General features: G+C 57.2%; 16 protein-coding genes. 10 read left to right on the forward strand and 6 right to left on the reverse strand.

Annotation, left to right across the window (positions count from 1 at the left end):
- The first annotated feature begins 9 nt into the window (after positions 1-9).
- From smc to KF947_RS15480, 4 genes are all read left to right on the forward strand, one after another.
- The gene (gene smc, locus KF947_RS15465) at positions 10-3,504 is read left to right on the forward strand and encodes a chromosome segregation protein SMC (RefSeq protein ID WP_227404366.1); all 3,495 of its coding nucleotides are present in this window, start codon (positions 10-12) and stop codon (positions 3,502-3,504) included.
- Between the two features lie 639 nt (positions 3,505-4,143).
- On the forward strand, positions 4,144-5,988 hold the full coding sequence (gene zipA / locus KF947_RS15470; RefSeq protein WP_227404367.1) for a cell division protein ZipA: 1,845 nt from the start codon (positions 4,144-4,146) through the stop codon (positions 5,986-5,988).
- A gap of 194 nt (positions 5,989-6,182) precedes the next feature.
- Complete coding sequence (gene ligA / locus KF947_RS15475) at positions 6,183-8,216, forward strand: NAD-dependent DNA ligase LigA (RefSeq protein WP_227404368.1); 2,034 nt, start codon at positions 6,183-6,185, stop codon at positions 8,214-8,216.
- Complete coding sequence (locus KF947_RS15480) at positions 8,216-8,491, forward strand: YheU family protein (protein ID WP_035576829.1); 276 nt, start codon at positions 8,216-8,218, stop codon at positions 8,489-8,491. The genes ligA and KF947_RS15480 overlap by 1 nt, the downstream gene beginning before the upstream one ends.
- A 528-nt stretch (positions 8,492-9,019) precedes the next feature.
- On the opposite strand, the gene mnmC is transcribed toward KF947_RS15480, so the two are convergent.
- Both mnmC and KF947_RS15490 read right to left on the reverse strand, forming a co-directional pair.
- Positions 9,020-11,029 carry a bifunctional tRNA (5-methylaminomethyl-2-thiouridine)(34)-methyltransferase MnmD/FAD-dependent 5-carboxymethylaminomethyl-2-thiouridine(34) oxidoreductase MnmC gene (gene mnmC, locus KF947_RS15485; RefSeq protein WP_227404369.1) on the reverse strand — a complete coding sequence of 670 codons (2,010 nt, stop codon included), beginning with the start codon at positions 11,027-11,029 and terminating at the stop codon, positions 9,020-9,022.
- A 158-nt stretch (positions 11,030-11,187) separates the two neighbouring features.
- On the reverse strand, positions 11,188-11,487 hold the full coding sequence (locus KF947_RS15490) for a YciI family protein (protein WP_227404370.1): 300 nt from the start codon (positions 11,485-11,487) through the stop codon (positions 11,188-11,190).
- Positions 11,488-11,631: 144 nt separating this feature from the next.
- On the opposite strand from KF947_RS15490, the gene KF947_RS15495 reads away from it, so the two are divergent.
- From KF947_RS15495 to KF947_RS15505, 3 genes are all read left to right on the forward strand, one after another.
- Positions 11,632-12,552, forward strand: a complete 921-nt coding sequence (locus KF947_RS15495; protein ID WP_227404371.1) for a PHP domain-containing protein — start codon at positions 11,632-11,634, stop codon at positions 12,550-12,552.
- A gap of 56 nt (positions 12,553-12,608) precedes the next feature.
- Entirely contained in the window at positions 12,609-13,232 is a 624-nt protein-coding gene (locus KF947_RS15500) for an L-threonylcarbamoyladenylate synthase (RefSeq protein WP_035576837.1), read from the forward strand.
- A gap of 190 nt (positions 13,233-13,422) precedes the next feature.
- The gene (locus tag KF947_RS15505; protein WP_133730762.1) at positions 13,423-14,199 is read left to right on the forward strand and encodes a 5'-nucleotidase, lipoprotein e(P4) family; all 777 of its coding nucleotides are present in this window, start codon (positions 13,423-13,425) and stop codon (positions 14,197-14,199) included.
- Positions 14,200-14,247: 48 nt separating this feature from the next.
- On the opposite strand, the gene KF947_RS15510 is transcribed toward KF947_RS15505, so the two are convergent.
- Both KF947_RS15510 and KF947_RS15515 read right to left on the reverse strand, forming a co-directional pair.
- Positions 14,248-15,135, reverse strand: a complete 888-nt coding sequence (locus KF947_RS15510; RefSeq protein ID WP_133730761.1) for an ion transporter — start codon at positions 15,133-15,135, stop codon at positions 14,248-14,250.
- A gap of 51 nt (positions 15,136-15,186) precedes the next feature.
- Complete coding sequence (locus tag KF947_RS15515) at positions 15,187-16,086, reverse strand: CYTH domain-containing protein (RefSeq protein WP_211595815.1); 900 nt, start codon at positions 16,084-16,086, stop codon at positions 15,187-15,189.
- A 137-nt stretch (positions 16,087-16,223) separates the two neighbouring features.
- Here KF947_RS15515 and KF947_RS15520 point away from each other — a divergent pair, with 137 nt between their 5' ends.
- From KF947_RS15520 to argA, 3 genes are all read left to right on the forward strand, one after another.
- The gene (locus KF947_RS15520) at positions 16,224-16,904 is read left to right on the forward strand and encodes a TIGR00153 family protein (protein ID WP_133730759.1); all 681 of its coding nucleotides are present in this window, start codon (positions 16,224-16,226) and stop codon (positions 16,902-16,904) included.
- A gap of 10 nt (positions 16,905-16,914) precedes the next feature.
- Positions 16,915-18,180 (forward strand): inorganic phosphate transporter, encoded by a 1,266-nt coding sequence (locus KF947_RS15525; protein ID WP_133730758.1) that lies wholly within the window; start codon positions 16,915-16,917, stop codon positions 18,178-18,180.
- Between the two features lie 186 nt (positions 18,181-18,366).
- The gene (argA, locus tag KF947_RS15530; protein ID WP_133730757.1) at positions 18,367-19,680 is read left to right on the forward strand and encodes an amino-acid N-acetyltransferase; all 1,314 of its coding nucleotides are present in this window, start codon (positions 18,367-18,369) and stop codon (positions 19,678-19,680) included.
- Between the two features lie 236 nt (positions 19,681-19,916).
- On the opposite strand, the gene KF947_RS15535 is transcribed toward argA, so the two are convergent.
- Positions 19,917-20,483 (reverse strand): carboxymuconolactone decarboxylase family protein, encoded by a 567-nt coding sequence (locus tag KF947_RS15535; RefSeq protein WP_223287884.1) that lies wholly within the window; start codon positions 20,481-20,483, stop codon positions 19,917-19,919.
- Positions 20,484-20,532: 49 nt separating this feature from the next.
- Positions 20,533-21,858, reverse strand: a complete 1,326-nt coding sequence (locus KF947_RS15540) for an aspartate aminotransferase family protein (RefSeq protein WP_227404372.1) — start codon at positions 21,856-21,858, stop codon at positions 20,533-20,535.
- Positions 21,859-21,904 lie beyond the last annotated feature (46 nt).

The following is a 21,904-nucleotide window of genomic DNA, read 5'->3' on the forward strand; positions in this document are numbered from 1 at the left end:
CGTCTCGGTATGCGCTTAACGTCGATTCGCTTAGTCGGATTTAAGTCCTTTGTAGACCCCGTCACGGTGCCTTTCGATGGCAATATGACCGCTATCGTAGGCCCCAATGGCTGCGGTAAATCCAACATTATTGACGCCGTGCGCTGGGTGATGGGGGAGTCCTCGGCCAAAACCCTGCGCGGCGAATCCATGGCCGACGTTATCTTTAACGGCTCCACCGGCCGTAAACCGATCAGCCAGGCATCCATCGAACTCAAATTCGACAACCGCGACGGCGGCATGGGCGGCGTTTACGCCCAGTACGCGGAAATTGCCGTTAAGCGCTTGGTCACCCGCGACGGACAATCCAACTACTTCTTTAACGGCCAGAAATGCCGTCGGCGTGATATCGCCGACCTGTTTATGGGTACCGGCCTGGGGCCGCGCTCCTACGCGATTATCGGCCAGGGGATGATCTCGCGGCTGATCGAAGCTCGCCCCGACGACCTGCGTTCGACGCTTGAAGAGGCCGCGGGCATCTCCAAGTACAAGGAGCGTCGTCGGGAAACCGAAAACCGCATGCGGCGAACCCAGGAGAACCTGGAGCGCCTGGACGATATTCGCGAAGAGCTGGATAAACAGCTAGAACGCCTCAAACGTCAGGCCGAAGCCGCCAAGCGCTATCAAGATCTCAAGGAGCAGGAGTATCGGCTCAAGGGCGAGTTGGCGCTGTTGCGTGGGCGCACCTTGCGTGCCGAGCAATCGCATCAAGAGAGCCGCGTCCGCGAGTTGGAAATCGCGGTAGAAAAGGATGTCTTCGGCGTACGCCAGTGTGAAACCCGCTTGGAGCAGGCCCGGGAGCAGCATGACGAACTCTCTGAGGTGCTTGACCGCCACCAGCAGCAGTTCTTCGAAACCACCACGCGCATCGCCCGTTTAGAGCAGGATCAGGCTCATCGGCGCAGCCGTGAAACCCAGTTGGCCAGCGACATCGCCACGGCTCGGCGCGAGTTGGACGAACAGCGCCGCGTTAGCGAAGGCGATCAGGAGCGTTTAGCCGCGATTGATGAGCGCTTTGACGACCTGCTCCCCGAACACGAAGCACTGGAGGAACAGCTCGAAAGCCTGGAGCAGGCGTTAGCCGACGCGTCTCCCGCGATGGAAACCGCCGAGCAGCAGTGGGCCGATGCCGAAACCCGCTGGCGGGATGCCAGCCGCGATGCAGATCGCAGCCAGGATCAGCTGCGCGACCTTGAGCAACGTATTCAGCGTTTACAGGCTGAAAATCAGCGCCGCCGTCAGCAGCGTAGCGAGGTAGCCGATCTCACCGCGCTGCGCGAAGAGCACGCTGTGTGCCAGGCGCAGTTGACTGAGGCCGAAGAGCAGGCGGAAGGTTTTCAAACCCAGCGCGATCAATGGCAGCAGCGCTACGGCGATGCTAAAGCAGCCTACCAGCAGGCCACTCAGACGCGGGACAATCAGCGCGCCGAACTCAGTCAGCGCCAGGGTGAGTTGGCCTCACTTCAGGCGTTGATTGACGCTGCCCTGGTGGATCACGATCCTGCTATTGGCACAACCTTAGCAGCGTATGGTTTAGCGGATGCCCCGCAGCTGGGTGAAGTGCTGCAGGTTGAGCCCGGTTGGGAAGCACTTACTTCCTGGTTGCTCGCGCCCTGGCTCAATGCTCGCCTAGTCGCTCGCGATCAGTTGGCTGCTTTGCCTGAAGCTTTGGCGACGGAGTGGCGTTTGATCGATAAGACATCGCCTGAGGCTCCCTCATCAGGAAAGCGTCTTGATCAGTTAGTCAAAGGCGCAGGCGCGCTGGGCGAATGGTTAGCAAGCATTCACTATACGCAAACAGCAGAAGAAGCGAAGGCGCAGGTCGCGCACCTCGCACCCGGTGAAAGCGTAGTGAGCCAGGATGGCGTTTGGCTGGGCCGCGGCTGGCTGAACCAGCAGGCCAACGGCGAAGGTATCGATGGGCTGCTATTAACGCGCCGCCGCTACGCCGAACTGACCGCCCAACGCGAAAGTGAAGAAGAGGCGCTGGCGCTGGCAGAAGCGCAGTGTGAAGCGGCCAGTGAGACCATTGAAACGCTGGAGCAGTCCCGTGAGCAGCAGGCCGAACAGGAACGCGCCCACGCCGCCACCCTGCAACAGCTGGCGGTAAAAGAGCGCAGCCTGGCCCAGCGGCTGGAGCATCTTGAAAGTCGCGCCACTGAACTCGATGAAGAGCTTGCCCAACTGCAAGAGGATGAGGCGGAGTTAGCGCTTACCATCGACGAGCAGCGTGCCCGCTGGCATGTGGCGATGGAACAGTTGGAAAGCGCGGCGCAAGCGCGGGAAACCAGCGCTGAGCAGCGCAACCGGCAGCGTGAAGCGCGTGACCAGTTGACCCAGCAACACGCCCCGCTCAAAGCGCAGCAGCAGGCGTTGGCGCTGGAACGCGAACGCTTAAGCGCCGAGCGCGATAGCCTGCGCTCACAGCAGGCGCGTTCGAGTGACTCTGAAGAGCGACTCTCGCTGCGTATTGCTGAGCTGGAAGAGTCACGGGAAATGCTGATCGAACCCGACGAGCTGGCCGGGGAAGAACTCGAAGAGCTGCTTCATCAGCGCGAGCAGCAGGAAGGGCGCTTGAACGCCACTCGTCAGCAGGCTCAGACGCTGGCAGAACAGCTGCGCAATGACGAACTTGCCCGCCAGCAGCACGAGCGCAACCTGGAGCAGAGTCGCGAGCAGCTACAACAGCGGCGTATGGACGTGCAGGCGCTGGCGCTCAAAGCCGCTACTCAAGATGAGCAGCTAGCTGAGCTTGGCCATAACGTCGAAACTCTCGCCGAACAGTTGCCCCAGGAAGCGACCGAGACCCGTTGGCAGGAGCGCCTTGAAAGTACCACGGACAAAATTCGCCGCTTGGGGGCGATCAACCTCGCTGCCATTGAGGAGTACGACCAGCAGGCCGAGCGACGCAATTATCTGGAAGCGCAGCACGCTGAGCTGACCGAAGCGCTGGAAACCCTAGAACGGGCGATTAAGCGTATCGATCAAGAAACCCGCGTGCGTTTCCGCGAAACCTTTGATCAGGTGAATACGGGACTACAAACCCTGTTCCCGCGGGTATTCGGCGGCGGCGCCGCCTGGCTAACGCTAACCGGTGATGATCTGTTGGAAACCGGCGTGGCGATTATGGCCCGCCCGCCGGGTAAGAAGAACAGCACCATTCATCTGCTCTCGGGCGGCGAGAAGGCGCTGACTGCGCTGTCGCTGGTATTTGCGATCTTTCAGCTTAACCCCGCGCCGTTCTGTATGCTGGATGAAGTCGATGCCCCCTTGGATGACGCCAACGTGGGCCGTTACGCCAGGCTGGTCAAAGAGATGTCTGAAAACGTTCAGTTTATCTATATCACCCACAACAAAATTGCCATGGAAGCCGCCGAGCGCTTGATGGGGGTCACCATGCAAGAGCCCGGTGTTTCGCGATTAGTCTCGGTGGGTATTGAAGAAGCGGCGGCGCTGGTCGATTAAACTAACTTGTCCACCTACCAAGCAGAAGTGAATGCCTTCTGACTGGGTCCAGGAAGGATCTAGCTTAAGCAGCAGAGCTCTCGGAAGAGAACTTCAGTTGAGGGCATTTTATCAAGAAGGCTATTGTCGAACGCAGTTTTGGCGTTAGCACTATTGACGATAGTAGAGTGAGCAAAGCTGAAGCGACAAATGCCATGTAGATAAACTTTTGTTGGCAAAACGCGTAAAAAAATGTCCTAAAGCGCTCTTCTTAACTATATTACCCCTACTAATAGCGCGCTTGAGATGGTTAAACGGCTTATAGAGGGAATCCGCAATGGCGGGTGTGTCGGTTGTCAAAACGGCTTTTCTTGCTTCTTGGATTCCTTTATAAAGCTATTTATAGATGTTAGGTCTAATGATCGTGGCACTTTTGTTTGAAGTTAAGGTCAGATTTCTCTGGCTTAAAGAGAGGCAAAATTCTGCCATGGCGTGAAAATCGCGTTAAATGCAGCAAAAATTGGCCCTTTTGGTAGTAATCGCGCTATGCTTGGCTTTATTGATAGCAGGTAATTATTCAATAGCCGTTACCTATATTCAGGCATGACATTTTAGACACCGTGCCTTAGCAACCGGCAAGACGACCATGGAACGTTCGACATGGAACTAAGAGAGTGGCTAATCATTTTAGGGCTGGCGTTGGTATCGCTCATCGTTATTGACGGTGCGCGAAGACTTCAACGACAGCGACGTGTACCCCGTCTGGATCAGGCGGAGAAAGACCTTTCCGGCAGTTCGCTAGATGATCCCGAGGAGGCTGCTAAAGCCGCGGAGATCAATTGGGAACTTCCAAATGGCGGTGCTCGAGTTGTTAAACCCGCAGACTATAGTGGCTTAGGAAATAAACCAAAGTTAGAACGTCAAGAGCATCCTGGGCCCTCTAGGGTGCTTTCAGAGTTTAGACGTTCCGCCTCTGCTAAAGCCGCCAAGCGCAAAGCTGATAAGGCAGATAAACTCGATAAAGCGGCATCAGCTGCTAAGTCCGCACCAAGCGTAGCCGTTAAGTCAGAGCCGCCAGTCACTTCTGCGGCGACGTCTTCTGCTAGCTATGCTACCCACCATGCGCCCACAGAACATGAGCGCCGTGAGCCCAGTATCTCAATGACTGACTCTTCACAAGCTGGTTCTGCTCAAACTAACTCTACTCAAGCTGACTCGTCTCTAACAGAGAGCCCACAGTTCAAGGCAGCAGAGTCCGCGCAGCCTGAACCAAAAATCGAGCAGCCTACGTATTCTGCTGTAACGCCTAGCTCTCCGGTGGCAGAAGAGAACCTTGAAGCGTCTCAACCTGCTGCTTCAGATGCTATCTCGCTCACTGCCAATGAAAAAGACAGCGAAGTGTCGACCCAGCCTCAGCAGGAGCCAGAGCATACCCAAGAGCCTGTGCTGCGGGCTGAGCCAGAAGATGCCGTATTTGCTAAGCACGCCAATGAACATTCGCCGAAACGGCGTCAGTTGCGTTCTGATACAGTGGGCGAATACGACGACTTGGATGATGACGAAGTTGATGAGTATCGCTTGGTCGACTTTGAAGGCATGGGGCGCTCGCTGAAGCGTCGTTTGATTGCGCGGCGTAAAGAGAAGCAGCGCAAGAAAGCTGAAAAAGCGGTGCGTGATCAAGCCTTGGCCAAGCAGAAGGCCGAGCGCAAGGCTTTGGAAGCAGAGCAGAAGCGTGAAGCTAAAGAAGCCGCTGACGCTGAGCGTGCCCGCCTTGCTCAAGAGCAGGCCCAAGCTCGTGAAGAAGCTGCGGCCAGTGCGGCTGCCGCCGACAGGCTAGCCGCCCAGCAGCATGCTGCTGACGAAGAGGCGCGTCGCTACGCAAGCCATGAGTACGCAGCCCACGAAGAGGGTTATGAAGAAAGCTTCGAGGCTGACGATTATGATGACCAACCCGCTGGCGAGCGTGGGGTGAACGAGCGAGTCCGCGTACATCCAACGTTAGAGAAAGCGCTGCGCCATGATGTGAACGGTGAACACGCCAAAGAAACGCTGTCCAATGCCGACGAAGTCGTGGTGATTAGCGTTCTTTCCCGTGATCCAGAAGGCTTCGATGGCACCAAGCTGCTTGAGCTGATGATGGTGTGTGGTTTGCGCTACAGCAGTGAAATGGGTGTTTTCCACCGCTTTGAAACCGAGAGCGACGATAGCGAGCTTCAGTTCTCGATGGTGAATGTGGTTAAACCGGGTACATTCCCCATTGAAGAGATGGGTGAGTTTATGACGCCCGGTATCACGCTGTTGATGCCGCTGCCTGGCGCCATTGATAGCGCCGCTGCCTTTGAGGCGATGGTAGAAACCGCCATGGTGGTGGTACGCCATATGGGCGGTGAGCTAAAAGACGAAAACCGCAGCGTAATGACCGCACAAACGATCGAATTTGCCCGCCAGCGGGTACGTGAGTTTGAGCGTCGCCACCGCCTGCATCGTCAACTGCAAGCCCGCTAATCGTCGCCCACTAACCGACGAAGCCGCACTTGCTGTGTAACACCCGCCTTCTTGCCAGAAGGCGGGTGTTTCTGTTCAATACGCAGACGTTTTGTCATTTTTTATGTTTTTGAAATTTAACTTTTGAAATTTAACTTTTGAATTTAGCTTTTGCGTTTTCGCTGCCGCTTTTAGCTAGTACTGGAACCCATTTAATGAGTCAGTCTGATTCTCAATCTCTGGAAGAGATTACCCAACTGCGGGCCGCCCTGGACGAGGCCAACTACCGTTACTACGTGCTGGATGAACCGACGCTGACGGATGCCGACTACGATCGCAAGTTTCAGCGCTTACAGCAGTTGGAGACTGAGAACCCGGAGTTGGTCACTCCCGATTCTCCCACCCAGCGTGTGGGCGCTGCCCCCGCGGATGGCTTTCCGTCGGTGGCCCACGCTATCCCCATGCTGTCGCTGGATAACGCCTTTAGCCGTGACGATATCTTCGCTTTTGCTGAACGGGTGGCCGAACGCCTTGAATGCACGGCGGACGACCTTGAGTTTACCTGCGAGCCCAAGTTGGACGGCGCGGCCGTTTCGCTGGTGTATGAACAGGGCATGCTGGTGAGCGGCGCGACTCGCGGTGATGGCCGCACCGGCGAAGGTATTACCTCTAACCTGCGCACGCTGCGCTCGGTACCGCTCAAGCTGATGGGTAAAAACGTGCCCGCGCTGTTAGAGGTGCGGGGCGAGGTCATAATGCGCCATGCGGGCTTTGAAGCGCTGAACGAGCGCGCCCGGGAAGAGGGCAGCAAGGTCTTTGCCAATCCGCGCAACGCGGCGGCAGGCAGCCTGCGCCAGTTGGATCCACGCATCACGGCAAAACGCCCGCTAGAGTTTCACGCCTATCAGGCTGCACGCCTGGAGCCGGATTTAGGTGATACTGCGCACAGCGAATTAATGCAGCGTTTGTCCACTTTAGGTTTTCGCGCCAGTGCAGAATTGAAGGTGGTCAAAGGCCCGCAGGCGGTTGCCGATTACTGTGAACAGTTGGGCGAAAAGCGCGACGGCTTAGGTTTTGATATCGACGGCGTGGTGATCAAGGTGAACGACCTGCGCCACCAGCGTGAACTTGGCTTTGTTGCCCGCGCGCCGCGCTGGGCGGTGGCGTTCAAGTATCCGGCTCAGGAAGAAGTCACCACGCTTAACGATGTGGAGTTCCAGGTCGGCCGTACCGGGGCGATTACGCCCGTGGCCCGCCTGGAACCGGTCACCGTAGCCGGTGTGACGGTGTCTAACGCGACACTACACAACGCTGATGAGATCAAACGTTTGGATGTAATGATCGGCGATACGGTGTCAATACGCCGGGCCGGTGATGTGATTCCCCAAGTGGTGAGCGTGCATACCGAGCTGCGACCAGCGGATGCCAGGAAGATCATTTTTCCCGAACACTGCCCGGTGTGCGGTTCGGATATCGAGCGTATTGAAGGCGAAGCGGTGGCGCGCTGCTCTGGCGGCCTTTACTGCGCGGCGCAGCGTAAAGAAGCGCTCAAGCATTTCGCCAGTCGCAAAGCGCTGGATATTGACGGCTTGGGTGAAAAGCTGATCGTGCAGTTAGTGGATTTGGATTGGGTGGAATCCCCGGCGGCGCTGTTTCACCTTACAGTAGAACAGCTTAAAAGCCTGCCGCGTATGGGTGAGAAGTCAGCCACCAACTTGGTCAACGCTCTAGAAACTGCTAAGTCGACCACCTTGGCGCGGTTTATTTATGCGTTAGGTATTCGTGAAGTAGGCGAGGCAACGGCGGCCAATCTCGCCAACCACTTTGGCACCCTTGACGCCATTCAAGCCGCTGAGTTGGAAGCGCTGGAAGCGGTCAACGATGTCGGCCCGATTGTAGCCGCCCATGTGCACACTTTCTTTCGCCAACCGCACAACCAGGAAACCATTGCCGCCTTGATTGAGGCGGGCATTACCTGGCAGGAGGCGGAAGTCACCCAAGGCCCCACGCCGTTGGAAGGCCAGACCTGGGTGCTTACCGGCTCTCTTGAGAGTATGACCCGGGATGATGGCAAAGCACGCTTGCAGGCGTTGGGTGCTAAGGTGGCGGGCAGTGTATCGAAGAAGACTACCTGTCTGGTCGCAGGCGAAGCGGCGGGCAGTAAACTTACCAAAGCTGAACAGATGGGCGTGGAAGTGGTGGACGAAGCCACCTTTATCGAACGTTTGGCAGAGTGGGAGCAGCGTTAATGAGCCGTTTTATTGAAGTACCCGCCCGAATGCTGCCACCGGACACCCTCAATGCCCTGCTGGAGGCGTTTGTGACCCGCCAGGGCTACGACACCACCGATACAACGGGCGAGGGCATGCACGGCTGGGTAGTTGAGCTGAAAAAGCAGCTTGAGCGCAATGAGCTGATTATCGCCCACGACCTTGAGCTAGAAATGACCGAAGTGATGACCCTGGCTCAGTGGCGTTCGTTTGGGCGCGATATCGCCGACGACGAGGAAGAGGGCGATATTTAATAGTAATCAGCTATTTTGTGTCTCACGGTTCAGGATGAAGCCACTAAGCTATCTATTTTTTTGTGGGAGGGCGCTACAGCGTTGTAAGGCTGGCAGTCTAAATGGTCGCGAGCTAAAGCTACCTCCCACGAGTGCCGTTATCAGGCTGGCAGCTAATTGTGGGAGGGCGCTTCAGCGCGCGAAGGGTGTCGAAGACACCCTAGTGTTGTAAGGCTGGCAGCCTAAACGGTCGCGAGCTAAAGCTACCTCCCACGGGTGCCGTTATCAGGCTGGCAGTCTAAACGGTCGCGAGCTAAAGCTGCCTCTCACGGGTGCCGTTATCAGGCTGGCAGTCTAAACGGTCGCGAGCTAAAGCTACCTCCCACGGGTGCCGTTATCAGGCTGGCAGTCTAAACGGTCGCGAGCTAAAGCTACCTTTCACGGGTGCAGTTATCAGGCTAGCAGCTAATTGTGGGAGGGCGCTTCAGCGCGCGAAAATGGTTGCGAGCTAAAGCTGCTTCCCACCATAGCTATTAGCAGATTTGTTGATTAAGCATTCTCACCGCGAATAATCGCACTAATAATCCGCCGCCCTGGGTGTAAATGGTCTACCAACGGTGCCTCTAGCGGCATTGGCTCATCGCAGATTCGTGAGGCGATTACCTCGGCACAGAGCGGCGCGCTGGCGAGCCCTCGCGAGCCGTGGGCGGTGGATATCCACAGGCCGGGATAGTGCCTGCCAGGTGTCTCCGCCACGCGGGTGGCATCCTTGCTCAGCAGCGAATAATCCGTTCGCCACGCTTCTGCTACCGGCACCTGCCCTGCGTAAGGAGTTTTGTCGGGGCTTGCTGCACGCACGGCGGCGCGACCCTTAAGGTGTTCCGGCGTTAGCTCAATCCCTGCCTGTTCCAATTCTTCTACCAGCGCCGGCAGCGTTTGGCGCAGCTCATCGATATTGCGCTGATGGTCGTCATTCGTCACATCAGTTGTCGCATTGTTGGGTACGAAGCTAGCGCCGAAGGTCAGGACGCCATCCAACGCAGGTGCCACATAGCCCCCGGCACACACCACGCGTTTAGGGCCCTCCACTGCATCGGGTAGCGTTAGCTCGCTAATCTGGCCACGCACCGACTGCAGCGGTAACTCCGCCGTTTGCGCAAAGCGGTTAGCCAAATGGGCGCTGGCAATCACCACCTGATCCGCCTCTAACGTGCTGCCATCGGCCAAGTTGAGCTGCCAGCCGGTCTCTCGCTGGGTAAGGGAGCTAATCTCACCTTGCTGCAAGCTAATGCCTGGTTGGCTAAGCAAGTGCTCACACAGCGCCTTGGGCCTTACCCAGCCTGCCTGTGGATAATAAAGCCCGTGGGGTGCGCTAACGGTGATTGCCGCCGTCTCGGTTAATGTCGGGTTATCCATGCCCGTGACGACTTCAGGTGGCAGCGGGTGTTGCTCGATAAAGCGCTGCTGGCGGCGCGCCTCTTTATCGCTGCTTGCTAGCTGCACCACGCCGCAGGGCTGCCATAAGGTTTGATTAGCGTGTTGTTGCGCCAGCCAGCGCTGGCTATACAGCAGCCCAGCGAGATAAACCCGGCTTTGGTGATTGGTTTCGGCGGCGAGCTTTACATATAGCGCGCCCTGGCGATTACCCGAACCGCCCGCACCGGGGGCTTCGCGCTCCAGCACTGTCACTTTAACGCCCCGCCGTGCCAGCGCTGCCGCCACGCTGCTTCCCGCCAACCCGGCGCCGACTATCACAACGTGCTTGGCCGGTGCCGCAGGCGGTGGGGTAAACCAGGGCGTGGCCTGACGACGCTGATCCGCTGGCGGGGTTTCGATACTGCCCGCCAGCATTTCCCGCTTGCGACCATAGCCCGGCACTTTCTTCCAGCTAAAGCCCGCCGCTTTAAGGCCCCGCTTAACGATGCCAGCGCAGGTAAAGGTGGCGAAAGTTGCGCCGGGGCGTGAACGGGCGGCCATGGCGTTAAACAGCTCGGGCTGCCACATATCGGGGTTTTTAGACGGCGCAAAGCCGTCTAAAAACCAGGCATCGACCTGGCCATCCAACTGCTCCAGGCGCTCGGTAGTATCGCCGAAATGCAGATCAAGGGTAACGCGATCGGTTAAGTGCAGGCGGTGAATGCCGCTCACGGCAGCGGGCCACTGGGCGCACAGCGCCTGTGTATAAGTCGCCAGCGAGGGCCAGCTCGCCAATGCTTGTTCAAGGGCAGCTAGATCAAGGGGAAACTTCTCTGTGGATAACAGATGCAGCCGTGCACTGGGTGGCGCATGTTGCTCAAAACAGGCCCAGGCGCAGAGCATATTGAGCCCGGTGCCAAAGCCGGTTTCGCCAATCACAAAAGGCCGCGCGGCTTCCCAGGCGGCAAAGCGTTCGGGGAGTTGGTTGGCACCTAGAAAAACATGCTCAGTCTCTGCGCGCCCATCACCACGGGTGAAATAGATGTCATCAAACGCCGTTGCGTGGGGGGCGCCCTCGTTCCAGGTAAGGGTTGGCGTCGTTAATGTCGCAAGCGGTGGCAAAGCGTTTGAACGTTGGGTCACGCAGGTATCCGTATTGATGAACAGGTGGTTAAAAAATGATCAATTTGTCAGCGCTGGCGTTATCTCTGGCTTAGCGCAAAGCGTCCGCCGGGTTTGCACAGAGTTTTCCACAGGCTCTGTGAAAAAGCCGACGAACCCTCCACACTCGCCTATTGGCGTCAAGGCATAACTTTCTTGAACGGCTTAACAATTACCTTGGCATACACCCCTGCAATCATGTATGGGTCGGCGTCGGCCCAGGCCTTGGCGTCTTCCAGGCTGTCGAATTCCGCCACTACCAAGCTGCCGGAAAACCCTGCATCGCCAGGGTTTTCAGCGTCGATGGCAGGGTGGGGGCCCGCCAATACCACGCGGCCTTCAGCGCGCAGTGCTTCCAGGCGCGCCAAGTGGTCGGGTCGAGCCGCCAAGCGACGCTCTAAGCTATTGGGTACATCTTCACTCATAATGGCATACAGCATTTAGGGTTAACTCCTTGATTAGACGAGGATGCAACGTAACCGTTAATTGACCGCACTGGCATAAGCGCGCACCATATCTTACCCATTGCGAAGGGGTTATTCACAGCTGAAAAGCGCATTCTGACAAACTGGCCACACGGCGTCATGCTTATGCCTCGACTTCCCACTACCTTTGATGCCGATCAGCGCTACCCAGTTGATTTGCACATGCACTCAACCGCTTCCGATGGTGCGTTATCGCCCACCGAGCTGGTAACCCTGTGTGCTGAACGCGGGCTGACGCACATGTCGCTCACCGATCACGATACCATGGACGGCATTGAAGAAGCGGGCCACGCGGCGGAGCAAGCAGGGCTGTGTCTTATCCCCGGCTGTGAGTTATCCACACGCTGGCAGGGCGTCAATATCCATGTTGTGGCGCTGATGCCCGGTGGCTTACAGAGGCCAATGGTAGAAGGCCTGATTAAGCAGCGTGAAGCGCGGATACAGCGTGCAGTTGTGATTGCCGAAAGGCTGGAAAAAGTCGGTTTATCCGACGCGCTGGAAAAAGCGCGCCTGCACGCAGGCAGCGACCGCCCGCTAGGCCGCCCGGACTTTGCCCGCGCGCTGGTGGCAGAAGGCGTGGTGCCGGACTGGGCCAGCGCCTTCAAGCGCTATTTGGGCAGTGGCAAAAAGGGCGATGTTAAAGCTCACTGGCCGGAAATCAGCGAAGCGGTGGGCTGGATTGTCGATTCCGGAGGCGTCGCGGTCATTGCCCATCCACTGCGCCACGGTTTAACCCGGCGTAAGCGTGGCCTGTTGATGGATACCTTCCAGGCGGCGGGCGGCCAAGCGGTCGAACTGGTCAGCGGCCAGCAGAACCCGGATAGCACCCGCGACCTGGCGCGTCAGCTAGTGGAGCGCGACCTTTACGCCTCCATGGGCAGCGATTTTCACTTCCCTGGCAGTCATGTGGCCCCCGGTAGCATGAGCCTAGTGCCGCGCACGGCGGCGCCACCCATATGGCAGCATCCCCGGTTGGTTCACCTGCGCGATGCTCCGCCAGGTAGGCTGGAAGCGGAATGATTCGCTTAGCGCTTAAGCTATGCTGTATGAATAATGCCTACGGATAGGAGTAAGTAATGAGTCAATATTTTCAGATTCACCCGGAAAACCCCCAGAAACGCCTCATCGACCAGGCGATTGCGATCATTCGTAAAGGCGGTGTGGTCGCGTACCCCACCGATTCTGGCTATGCCCTTGGCTGCCACCTGGGTGAGAAAAAAGCCATTGAGAAGATTAAGTGGATACGTTCGCTGGACGACAAGCACAACTTCACCCTGGTGTGCTCAGATCTTTCGGAAATTGGCACCTACGCCAAGGTGGATAACGATGTGTTCCGGTTGCTGAAAGCCCATACCCCAGGCCCTTACACCTATATTCTGGATGCTACATCAGAAGTACCGCGCCTGCTGCTGCATCCCAAGCGTCGCTCCATTGGCGTGCGTGTACCGGATCATCGCATTACCCACGCGTTACTGGCCGCCTTAGGCGAGCCGTTGATGAGCGTAACGTTGATTCCGGTAGGCGATGACCTGCCCATGAACGATCCGGAAGAGATCCGCGAACGTTTTGGCGCCCACCTGGATGCGATTATCGACGGCGGCGCCTGCCATTTAGACCCCACCAGCGTCATCGACCTGCGCGAACTGCCGCCGAAAATCATTCGTGAAGGGCGCGGCGATATTTCTCCTTTCGTCGTCTAAAAGCACACTTCAAGGCAAATCCCCGGTTCCTAGTATTAGCGAACGGGGGATTTTCTGACGTTTTAGTTATTTGATTGTTCAATGAAAATAAAATATGATCCTAACGGTTCTTTTCGATAATAAATCGTGATCATTTAAGGCGAGGAATCGCCTCGTCTTTTTGAGATTGCCCAGCCCAGGAGATCATTCAATGACGATGCCATTCCCTTCTCGCCTCTGCACCCTTGCAGCCCTAGCCAGCCTTGCCGCTTTACCGCTGACCAGCCACGCGGATAGCGATGACGCAGAAATGTGTGCCCAGGAAGCCTATGCAATGGGCCTGCGCTATCAACAGCAGTCTGCTGAAGCCGCTGCTCTGCAGCGTCAGGGTTTTGCCCTCGCCACCTACCGGCTTGAAGATCAGATTGAGGCGCATGGCGGCAGTGACGACTTGGCGATCATTACCGACCTGGATGAAACGGTGCTGGACAATAGCCCGCTGTTGGTTCGCGACATGCAGGCATGCCACGACTACACCACCTGGGATACATGGAAGCATTGGGAACGTGAAGGCGAGCCGCGTTTAATGCCGGGGGCTAAAGCGTTCCTGGATTACGCGGATGAGCAGGGCGTGGCCATTTTTTATGTCTCTGATCGCTACCAGGAGAACGAGGCCGACACTATCGCCACCTTGGAAGCGCTAGAGCTGCCCCAGGTCTCTGAACAGAGCGTGATGTTGCTGGGGCCTGCCAAGGCGGAGCGCCGCGCGGAAGTGGTGGATAACCACACGCTGGTGATGCAGCTGGGTGATTCCCTTCACGATTTCGCAGGTGACTTCGCGGGCGCCGACCTTGACCAGCAGCATGCGCTTGTGGAAGAGAATGCCGAGCGTTTTGGCAACGACTGGATCGTGTTCCCCAACGCTACCTATGGCGCCTGGAGCGAGGCTGAGTTAGACGCCTGGGAAGCCCCGCACGAAGTGGAGTGATCGATTAAGTAACTACTCCGTTCCGCGCCCCTGGTTTGGCTATCTAGTTTAGCTGTCCTGGGGCGCATTTTTGTCGACGTCTTTTTTGCGCGGGTCTTCGCTGTCTTCGTCTAACCAAGTGCCGCAGCGCAGGCAGTAGCGGGCGCGTTTTTCATGGCGTTCGTGACCGCAGCCGGGGCAGGCTTCTTCTGAGTAACGCTCTTCACGGATCGAGCGAATCACCTGAGCGGAGAATACCCCCGTAGGCACGGCAATGATTGAGTAGCCGAGCAGCATCAGAATCACGGTAATGGATTTGCCCAGCGAGGTAGCAGGCACAATGTCGCCGTAGCCGACGGTGGTCATGCTGACGATAGCCCAGTACATGGACATGGGAATACTGGTAAAGCCCGCCTCGGGAGACTCTATGGTGTACATCAAGGCTGCGAAAAGCGTGATGACCATCAAGATGGCGCTAAAGAATAGCAGAATCTGACGCAGACTCCGTTTGAGTGCATCCAGCAGCAGTCGCGCTTCGCCGACAAACTCCATCAGGCGCAGAATACGAAAAATACGCAGTACCCGCAGCAGACGAACAATCACCAGTCCGTGGGCACCGGGTACCAAAAGCACTAGCCATGTGGGCAGCACGGCAATCAGATCGACGATCCCGTAAAAGCTTCTTAAATAGAGCGTTGGCTTTTCCAGGCAGTAGATACGTAGCGCCAGTTCAATGGTGAAAAGCAGCGTAAACGTCCATTCAAGGTAGAAAAACACTTCACCATAGCGTTCGTCATAACTCTTGATACTGTCCAACATTATGACCGTGACACTCATCAGAATGGCCACGATCAAGGCGATATCAAACGCTTTTGCCCCCGGCGTGTCAGACTCAAAGATGATATGAAATAGGCGGGTGCGTAGGCCTTCTGCACCGGGTGTTGGGTGAAAATTCATCGCATCATCCTGAAGTGAGCCTCAATGCTGTTCTAAAAAGGGTGTTAAACGCTAGCGTAGCGCGGTTTGGTACGCCAAGCGATGGGCGAGTGCCAATGCCGCTTTACCGTAGGCCTCCTTGGGCTGGCCGTGCGCATCGAGCGCGCCAGGAAGCGCCTGAGCATAAGCGCGTGCGGTGGCATCCAGTTCGGGGTGCTCGGCGAGGGTGGCCAGCGCCTGCTGAGCATCGTTTAGAAAACTGGCTTGTTGGCTGTCGTGGTAGGCGTCCAGCGCCAGCGTGGCACGGTGGAGCCACTCCGCCGGGGAGTGCGCTTCGGGGAGAGGCCAGTGTCGGGTGCTAAGCGCGTTACCACGGGCCGCTTTGCTACTGTCCGAGGGCCGTAGCGGCACCTGTTCAGCCAGGGTTAATGCCAGCGCCCACAGTGCTTCAGGCTCGCCGCCTTTTAATTCGAGCTCTGCTTCGCGTATCGGCGTGCGGTAGCCACCGCTAATAATTTCGCCTTCATCCAATACCAGCTCGATATGGCTCTCCTGACCTTGTACGCCCTCTTTTAGCTGCCAGCTATGCCGTGTGAAATCGGTGCTGAGTTGGGGAACGAGGGCATCTAGCACGCCGCTAAGCTCGCCTTGAAAAGGAGGGAGTTTGGCAATGGAAGCGAGATCCAACTGCGGGCCAGCCACCTGCCACTCCCACTCTTCGCGCTGGGAAAGACCGCCACCACCCTGGCCTGCGGTTTTTACCGTTTGCAGCACCTGGCCGTCTACTTGGCGAAGACGCAGCGCAATGCGAGCCTTGGCCAAATCACCCTGAGGGGTATCAAAGTAGGTATTGGTCAGCGATTGTTTATGAGCGGCGTGGGAAGCGAGATACGGGTGTTGAGTAAGCGCCGCAGGGCCTGTGGGGGCAAGGGCCAGCTTAAGTTCCACTTCCATGGGGTTTGGGCTTTTCATGATGCTCGCCACCTCGTTATCGTGACATTTAGATGAATATTTGATTACATTTGTGAACTTTTCATGACGGCGGCGGGCGCACTCTTTATACTGGCGCCGCCATTTCCCGGCTCCCCGAAAATAGGCTAAAAGGCATTATGGTTACCTCCAATCCTTTTTCTTCGATGTTTGGCCGCTCGCCATTCCAGCCGCTATTGGCCCATATCGTCAAGGCGAATGAGTGTGCCGATCAGCTGTTGCCGTTTTTTGAAGCGACCCTGGCTGATGACTGGGACAAAGCAGCTGAGCTGCGCGAAAACGTCACCCGTTTAGAGCATGACGCCGATACGCTTAAAACAGAGCTGCGTCTGAACCTGCCCAACACCATGTTTCTTCCGGTGTCGCGCTCTGATCTGCTTGATCTGATCAGCGTACAAGACAAGATCGCCAACAAGGTGCGTGACATTACCGGCATTATGCTGGGACGTAAAATGCGCGTGCCGGATGAATTGGCCGAGCCAATGCGCAACTACATCCGAACCAGCGTTGCTTGCGTGGCACAAGCGCGTCAAGCGCTGGAAGAGCTCAAGGATCTACTTGAGTCCGGCTTTGGCAAAAACGTCTCGGATGTGATGCAGAAGATGATCCGTGAGCTGCACACCCTCGAACACCAAGCCGACGACCAGCAAATCACCATTCGCCGCCAGCTGTTTTCGCTTGAAAGCCAGCTACCACCAGTGGATGTGATCTTTCTTTACAAGATCATTGAATGGGTTGGCGAACTATCCGACCGCGCCGAGCGCGTTGGTAGCCGTCTGCAGATCCTGACTGCCCGCTAAGGGGACTTTCATGCTGATTATTGCCCAGCACGGTGAAATTTTTATCATCCTGGCCTGTTTGTTTGGCTTTTTTATGGCCTGGGGCGTTGGCGCCAACGACGTCGCCAATGCCATGGGAACCTCGGTAGGGTCGAAAGCGATCACTATCAAGCAGGCCATCCTGATTGCGGTCATTTTTGAATTCCTGGGTGCCTGGCTAGCCGGTGGCGAAGTTACCAATACGATTCGTAAAGGTATCATCGACCCCGAGCTGCTACAGGGTGACCCGCAATTGCTAGTCTACGGCATGCTGGCTGCACTGCTGGCGGCGGGAACATGGTTGCTAGTGGCCTCCATGAAAGGCTGGCCGGTTTCCACGACGCACTCGATTGTTGGTGCGATCGTCGGCTTTGCGGTGGCAGGGTTAGGCCCTGCCACCGTGGACTGGGGAGCGGTAGGCAAGATTGCCGCCAGTTGGGTGGTCTCCCCTTTGTTGGCAGGCACCATCGGTTTCGTGCTGTTTAAATCGGTACACCACCTGATTTTCGAGGACGCCAACCCATTCACGGCCGCCAAACGCTACGTACCTGGCTATGTGTTTCTGGTAGGTTTCATCGTCTCGATGGTCACGCTGACCAAAGGGTTGTCCCACGTGGGGCTGGATCTAACCTTTAATCAGAGCTTGCTGCTATCAATTCTGCTGGGTCTGGTGATTATGGGCATTGGCCTGATCATGCAGCGGCGTATCAAGTTTGAGCACAATGCCAACGACCACTTCGGCTATGCCAACGTTGAGCGCGTGTTCGGCGTGTTGATGATCTTCACCGCCTGCGCCATGGCCTTTGCCCACGGCTCCAACGACGTGGCAAATGCGGTTGGCCCGCTGGCGGCAGTCATCAGCGTGGTGCAAACCGGCGGTGAAATTGGCGGCTCTGCACTGGTGCCCTGGTGGGTGCTGGTACTTGGCGGCGGCGGCATTGTAGTGGGTCTGGTCACCTACGGTCATAAGGTCATCGCTACCGTGGGTACCGGGATTACGGAGCTGACCCCCAGCCGTGGCTTTGCCGCTACCTTGGCGGCCGCTACTACGGTGGTGCTGGCCTCGGGCACTGGTCTGCCGATTTCCACCACCCACACCCTGGTCGGCGCGATTTTAGGTGTTGGCCTTGCACGCGGCATGGCGGCGTTGAACCTAAGGGTTATCGGTACAATTGCAGCGTCGTGGCTGATTACACTGCCCGCAGGGGCAGGTCTCGCGATTCTGTTTTTCTTTATGTTCAAAGGCATGTTCGGCTAAAGTTAGGCTCGAACGCTTTTAGACACCGATAAGCAATACCATCACAGCGGCATCTTCATGTTTATCTGCATTAGATTGAGCAGATTTGCATTTGAAGGTGCCGCTGTTTTTTGTGCTCTGGTAAAGTACTCCATTGGACGTAGTAAACGTTGGATTTTTCTTTCACCTGCTGCCGGAGAGCGGCCCTTGGATACGCGCTTCCCCTTTGTTGATTGGTTTCGTAACGCTTCCCCCTATATCAATGCCCACCGGGGGCGAACCTTTGTCATCTTAATTGAAGGCGAAGCCATGGCGTCTGGCCGAGGGGAACAGCTGATTCAGGATTTGGCGCTGCTGCATACTCTGGGTGTTCGCCTGGTCGTCGTGTTCGGCATTCGCCCCCAGGTGCATGAAGCGCTAACGGCCGCAGGCGTAGAGCCCACGCGTATCGATGGCCGCTGGGTCGCCGACCGTGCGGTAATGGCCCATGTGGAGCAGGTCGCCGCCCATCAGCGGCTATGGCTGGAAGCGCGGCTTTCGCTGGGCTTGCCCAGCACACCGCTGCACGGTGTGGAACTGAGCGTCATCTCTGGCAACCTGGTGACCGCCAAGCCCCTAGGTGTGCGCGAAGGGGTGGATTTCGACCACAGCGGTGAAGTGCGCCGGGTGCGCGCCAGCGCCATTGAAGGCCTGCTGGAAAAAGGCTCGCTGGTACTACTGCCGCCGCTGGGCTTCTCCAGTACAGGCGAAGTATTCGATCTGGATGCCTCGGAAGTCGCCCAGCACGCCGCCGTGGCGCTAAAGGCCGACAAGCTGATTCTGCTTGGTGAGTCGGAAGGTTTGGAAGATGAACAGGGCGCGCTTTTGCGTCAGCTTTCGCCAGCGGAAGCCGAACCGCGTTTAAGTGCCGCAGTGCCAGGCAGCGAGCTCGCCCGCCATTTACAGGCCGCCTGCACTGCCGCACGGGAAGGCGTGGCGCGCACCCACCTGCTCTCCTGGCACAACCACGATGCCCTGCTGGGTGAGTTGTTCACCCGCGATGGCGTGGGCACCATGATTACCCAGCACCGCTACGAGCAGTTGCGCCCAGCCACGCTCAACGATGTAGCGGGTCTGCTGGAGCTGCTGGAACCGCTAGAGCGGCGGGGCATGCTGGTGGCGCGCTCCCGGGAACGCCTGGAGCACGAAATTGATGACTACATGGTGATCGAGCGTGACGGTATGGTGATTGGCTGCGCCGCGCTGCATGTATTTACGGATACCACCATTGCCGAACTCGCCTGCGTGGCAGTGCACGACAGCTACCGCGGCGGCGAGCGGGGCGAGCGCCTGGTGGAGGCCATGGAGCGCCGCGCCCGCCAGCGTGGCTTAACTGAAATATTCGTGCTGACGACTCACACCGCCCACTGGTTTGTGGAGCACGGCTTCCGCGCCGCCAGCCTGGAAGACCTACCTACGCTAAGGCGTGAAACCTACAACCACGCCCGCAAATCGAAGGTGCTGGTCAAGCAACTAACCTAACCCGCTTTTTAAAAGGCTCTCCGTCGTATTTACTACGCATTAGCTATTTTGTGGGAGGGAACTTCAGTTCACGAATATTTGAGCTCCTAACATGATGAAGCCAAGGGGGTGCCTGTGCGGCACCCTTCGCGCGCTGAAGCGCCCTCCCACGGGAGCTAACCATCAGGCTGGCAGAGTTAATTCCACACTGAGTGACGTAGAGCCCTTTAAAAGAGGCAACCGTTAGCACCGCTGGTTTATGAGGTGGCTCCCGGTGCTATTGAAAACAGCGCCGGCTGTTTTTGTGCTTCTTGTTGAATAGTGTCATCTATCGGAGTGTTGTAGGTTTTGAGTAGATAGCCCAGCACCGAATAGAAACCCACCATGGCGATCAGGTCGATCACTGCCTTACGCCCGATCGCCTCAGCAAGTTCTGCTTCCTGCTCCTGGGCCAGCATGCGCTCATCGAATAACGCATCCACGGCGTTGACGATAAGACCGTCAATGCCTTCGGGAGTACCGCGAATAGCAGTGATCCGCTGTTCGGAGAATCCCAGCGCGAGTGCACGACTAACATGATGGGCCCATTCGTAGGCTGAGCCCATACGCAAACCCGCACGTAAAATCACCACTTCGGTCAGTTCCGGGCCTAACGCATTCTCCTTAACAACGTGTTGGCGCAAGGGTGCCCACGCCTCAAGCAAGGCCGGGTGATGGGCCATGGTGCGATAAACGTTGAGTGCGCCAGCAAAGCCCTCGCGTAAATCAGTGATCTCCTCAGGCCAGTCGGCGTCGGAAATAGGTGGGCAGGGAGAAGAGGGCATGGATGATCTCCTTTCAGAATGGTTATTCAAATCGTTATTCAGTGTGTCATCACTCTGCGATAGCAGCGTCTATGGCCTCGGCAATACGCTCAATGATCAGGTCTACTTCGCCAGGCTCGATGATATAGGGCGGAGCCAGCAAGATATGGTCACCGTTAATGCCATCAATGGTGCCGCCCATCGGGTAGCTGATCAGGCCACGCGCCATGGCCTGCCGCTTGATCTTGGCGTATATCTTTCTAGTCGGATCGAAAGGCGTTTTGCTTTCCCTATCCGCCACCAGCTCGATACCGCGAAACAAGCCCCTGCCGCGAATATCGCCCACATGAGGCGATTCGCCGAGCGCTGCTTCAAGGCCGCTCTGCAATCTCATGCCCATGGCATTGACGTTAGCCAGCGTCTCCGGCCGTGCGATGATCTCAACCACTTTGTTAGCGGCAGCGGCGGCCACAGGGTGACCAAGATAGGTATGGCCATGCTGAAACAGCCCAGACCCATTGGCGAAACTGGCGTAGATGTTGGCCGATAGCATCACCGCGCCGATAGGCTGATAGCCGCCGCCCAAACCTTTGGCGATCGTAACGATATCCGGCGTTACTCCATCTTGTTCGCAGGCGAAGACGGTGCCGGTTCTTCCCATGCCGCACATCACTTCGTCGAGAATCAGCAGTACGCCGTACTTATCGCAAATGGCACGCACGCGCTTGAAGTAATCCGCCTCAGAGGCAACTGCCCCTAAGGTGGCGCCGACGACGGGTTCGGCAACGAAGGCCATGACCTCTTCAGGGCCAAGTTCCAGAATCTTCGCCTCAAGCTCCTCGGCAAGCCGTGCAGCATAGGCCTCGGGCGTCTCATTGATGGCCTTGTCACGATAAGCATAGCAGGGCGATACATGGTGGGTTTCTGGCAAAATGGGCTGAAACTGCTGGCGCCGCATGGCATTGCCACCGGTGGCCAAGGCGCCGATGGTATTGCCGTGGTAGCTCTGGCGTCTGGCAATGATATGTCGCCGCTGGGGCTGATGAATCTCTACAAAGTACTGCCGGGCCATTTTCAGCGCCGCTTCAACGGCTTCTGAACCGCCCGACACCAAATAGACGTAATCCAGCCCTTTGGGAGCTAAATCCACGAGCTTTTCCGCAAGCGCTTCGGCGGCATCGGTAGTGAAAAATGAAGTGTGGGCGTAACAGAGGCTATCGATCTGCGCGCGCATGGCGGCCAGTACTTCCGGGTGGGCGTGCCCGACGCTGGTGACCGCAGCGCCTCCCGACCCATCCAGGTAGCGACGCCCCGTGGTATCGGTGATATAGACACCCTGTGCCGATGCTGCATGAGGCAGTGCCCCGCCGATACCGCGGTGAAGAATACGCGTCATAGCCACTGACCCTCATTATTAAACGGTGAGAAATTCACACAGTAAG

This window comes from Halomonas sp. FeN2 (genome assembly GCF_020595105.1).
Taxonomy (GTDB): domain Bacteria; phylum Pseudomonadota; class Gammaproteobacteria; order Pseudomonadales; family Halomonadaceae; genus Vreelandella; species Vreelandella neptunia.

What these genes read in the sequence shown, in the direction of transcription:
- smc (WP_227404366.1), top strand. Translation starts at nt 10, where the DNA reads ATGCGCTTAACGTCGATTCGCTTAGTCGGATTTAAGTCCTTTGTAGAC.
- zipA (WP_227404367.1), top strand. Translation starts at nt 4,144, where the DNA reads ATGGAACTAAGAGAGTGGCTAATCATTTTAGGGCTGGCGTTGGTATCG.
- ligA (WP_227404368.1), top strand. Translation starts at nt 6,183, where the DNA reads ATGAGTCAGTCTGATTCTCAATCTCTGGAAGAGATTACCCAACTGCGG.
- KF947_RS15480 (WP_035576829.1), top strand. Translation starts at nt 8,216, where the DNA reads ATGAGCCGTTTTATTGAAGTACCCGCCCGAATGCTGCCACCGGACACC.
- KF947_RS15490 (WP_227404370.1), bottom strand. Translation starts at nt 11,487, where the DNA reads ATGCTGTATGCCATTATGAGTGAAGATGTACCCAATAGCTTAGAGCGT.
- KF947_RS15495 (WP_227404371.1), top strand. Translation starts at nt 11,632, where the DNA reads ATGCTTATGCCTCGACTTCCCACTACCTTTGATGCCGATCAGCGCTAC.
- KF947_RS15500 (WP_035576837.1), top strand. Translation starts at nt 12,609, where the DNA reads ATGAGTCAATATTTTCAGATTCACCCGGAAAACCCCCAGAAACGCCTC.
- KF947_RS15505 (WP_133730762.1), top strand. Translation starts at nt 13,423, where the DNA reads ATGACGATGCCATTCCCTTCTCGCCTCTGCACCCTTGCAGCCCTAGCC.
- KF947_RS15510 (WP_133730761.1), bottom strand. Translation starts at nt 15,135, where the DNA reads ATGAATTTTCACCCAACACCCGGTGCAGAAGGCCTACGCACCCGCCTA.
- KF947_RS15515 (WP_211595815.1), bottom strand. Translation starts at nt 16,086, where the DNA reads ATGAAAAGCCCAAACCCCATGGAAGTGGAACTTAAGCTGGCCCTTGCC.
- KF947_RS15520 (WP_133730759.1), top strand. Translation starts at nt 16,224, where the DNA reads ATGGTTACCTCCAATCCTTTTTCTTCGATGTTTGGCCGCTCGCCATTC.
- KF947_RS15525 (WP_133730758.1), top strand. Translation starts at nt 16,915, where the DNA reads ATGCTGATTATTGCCCAGCACGGTGAAATTTTTATCATCCTGGCCTGT.
- KF947_RS15535 (WP_223287884.1), bottom strand. Translation starts at nt 20,483, where the DNA reads ATGCCCTCTTCTCCCTGCCCACCTATTTCCGACGCCGACTGGCCTGAG.
- KF947_RS15540 (WP_227404372.1), bottom strand. Translation starts at nt 21,858, where the DNA reads ATGACGCGTATTCTTCACCGCGGTATCGGCGGGGCACTGCCTCATGCA.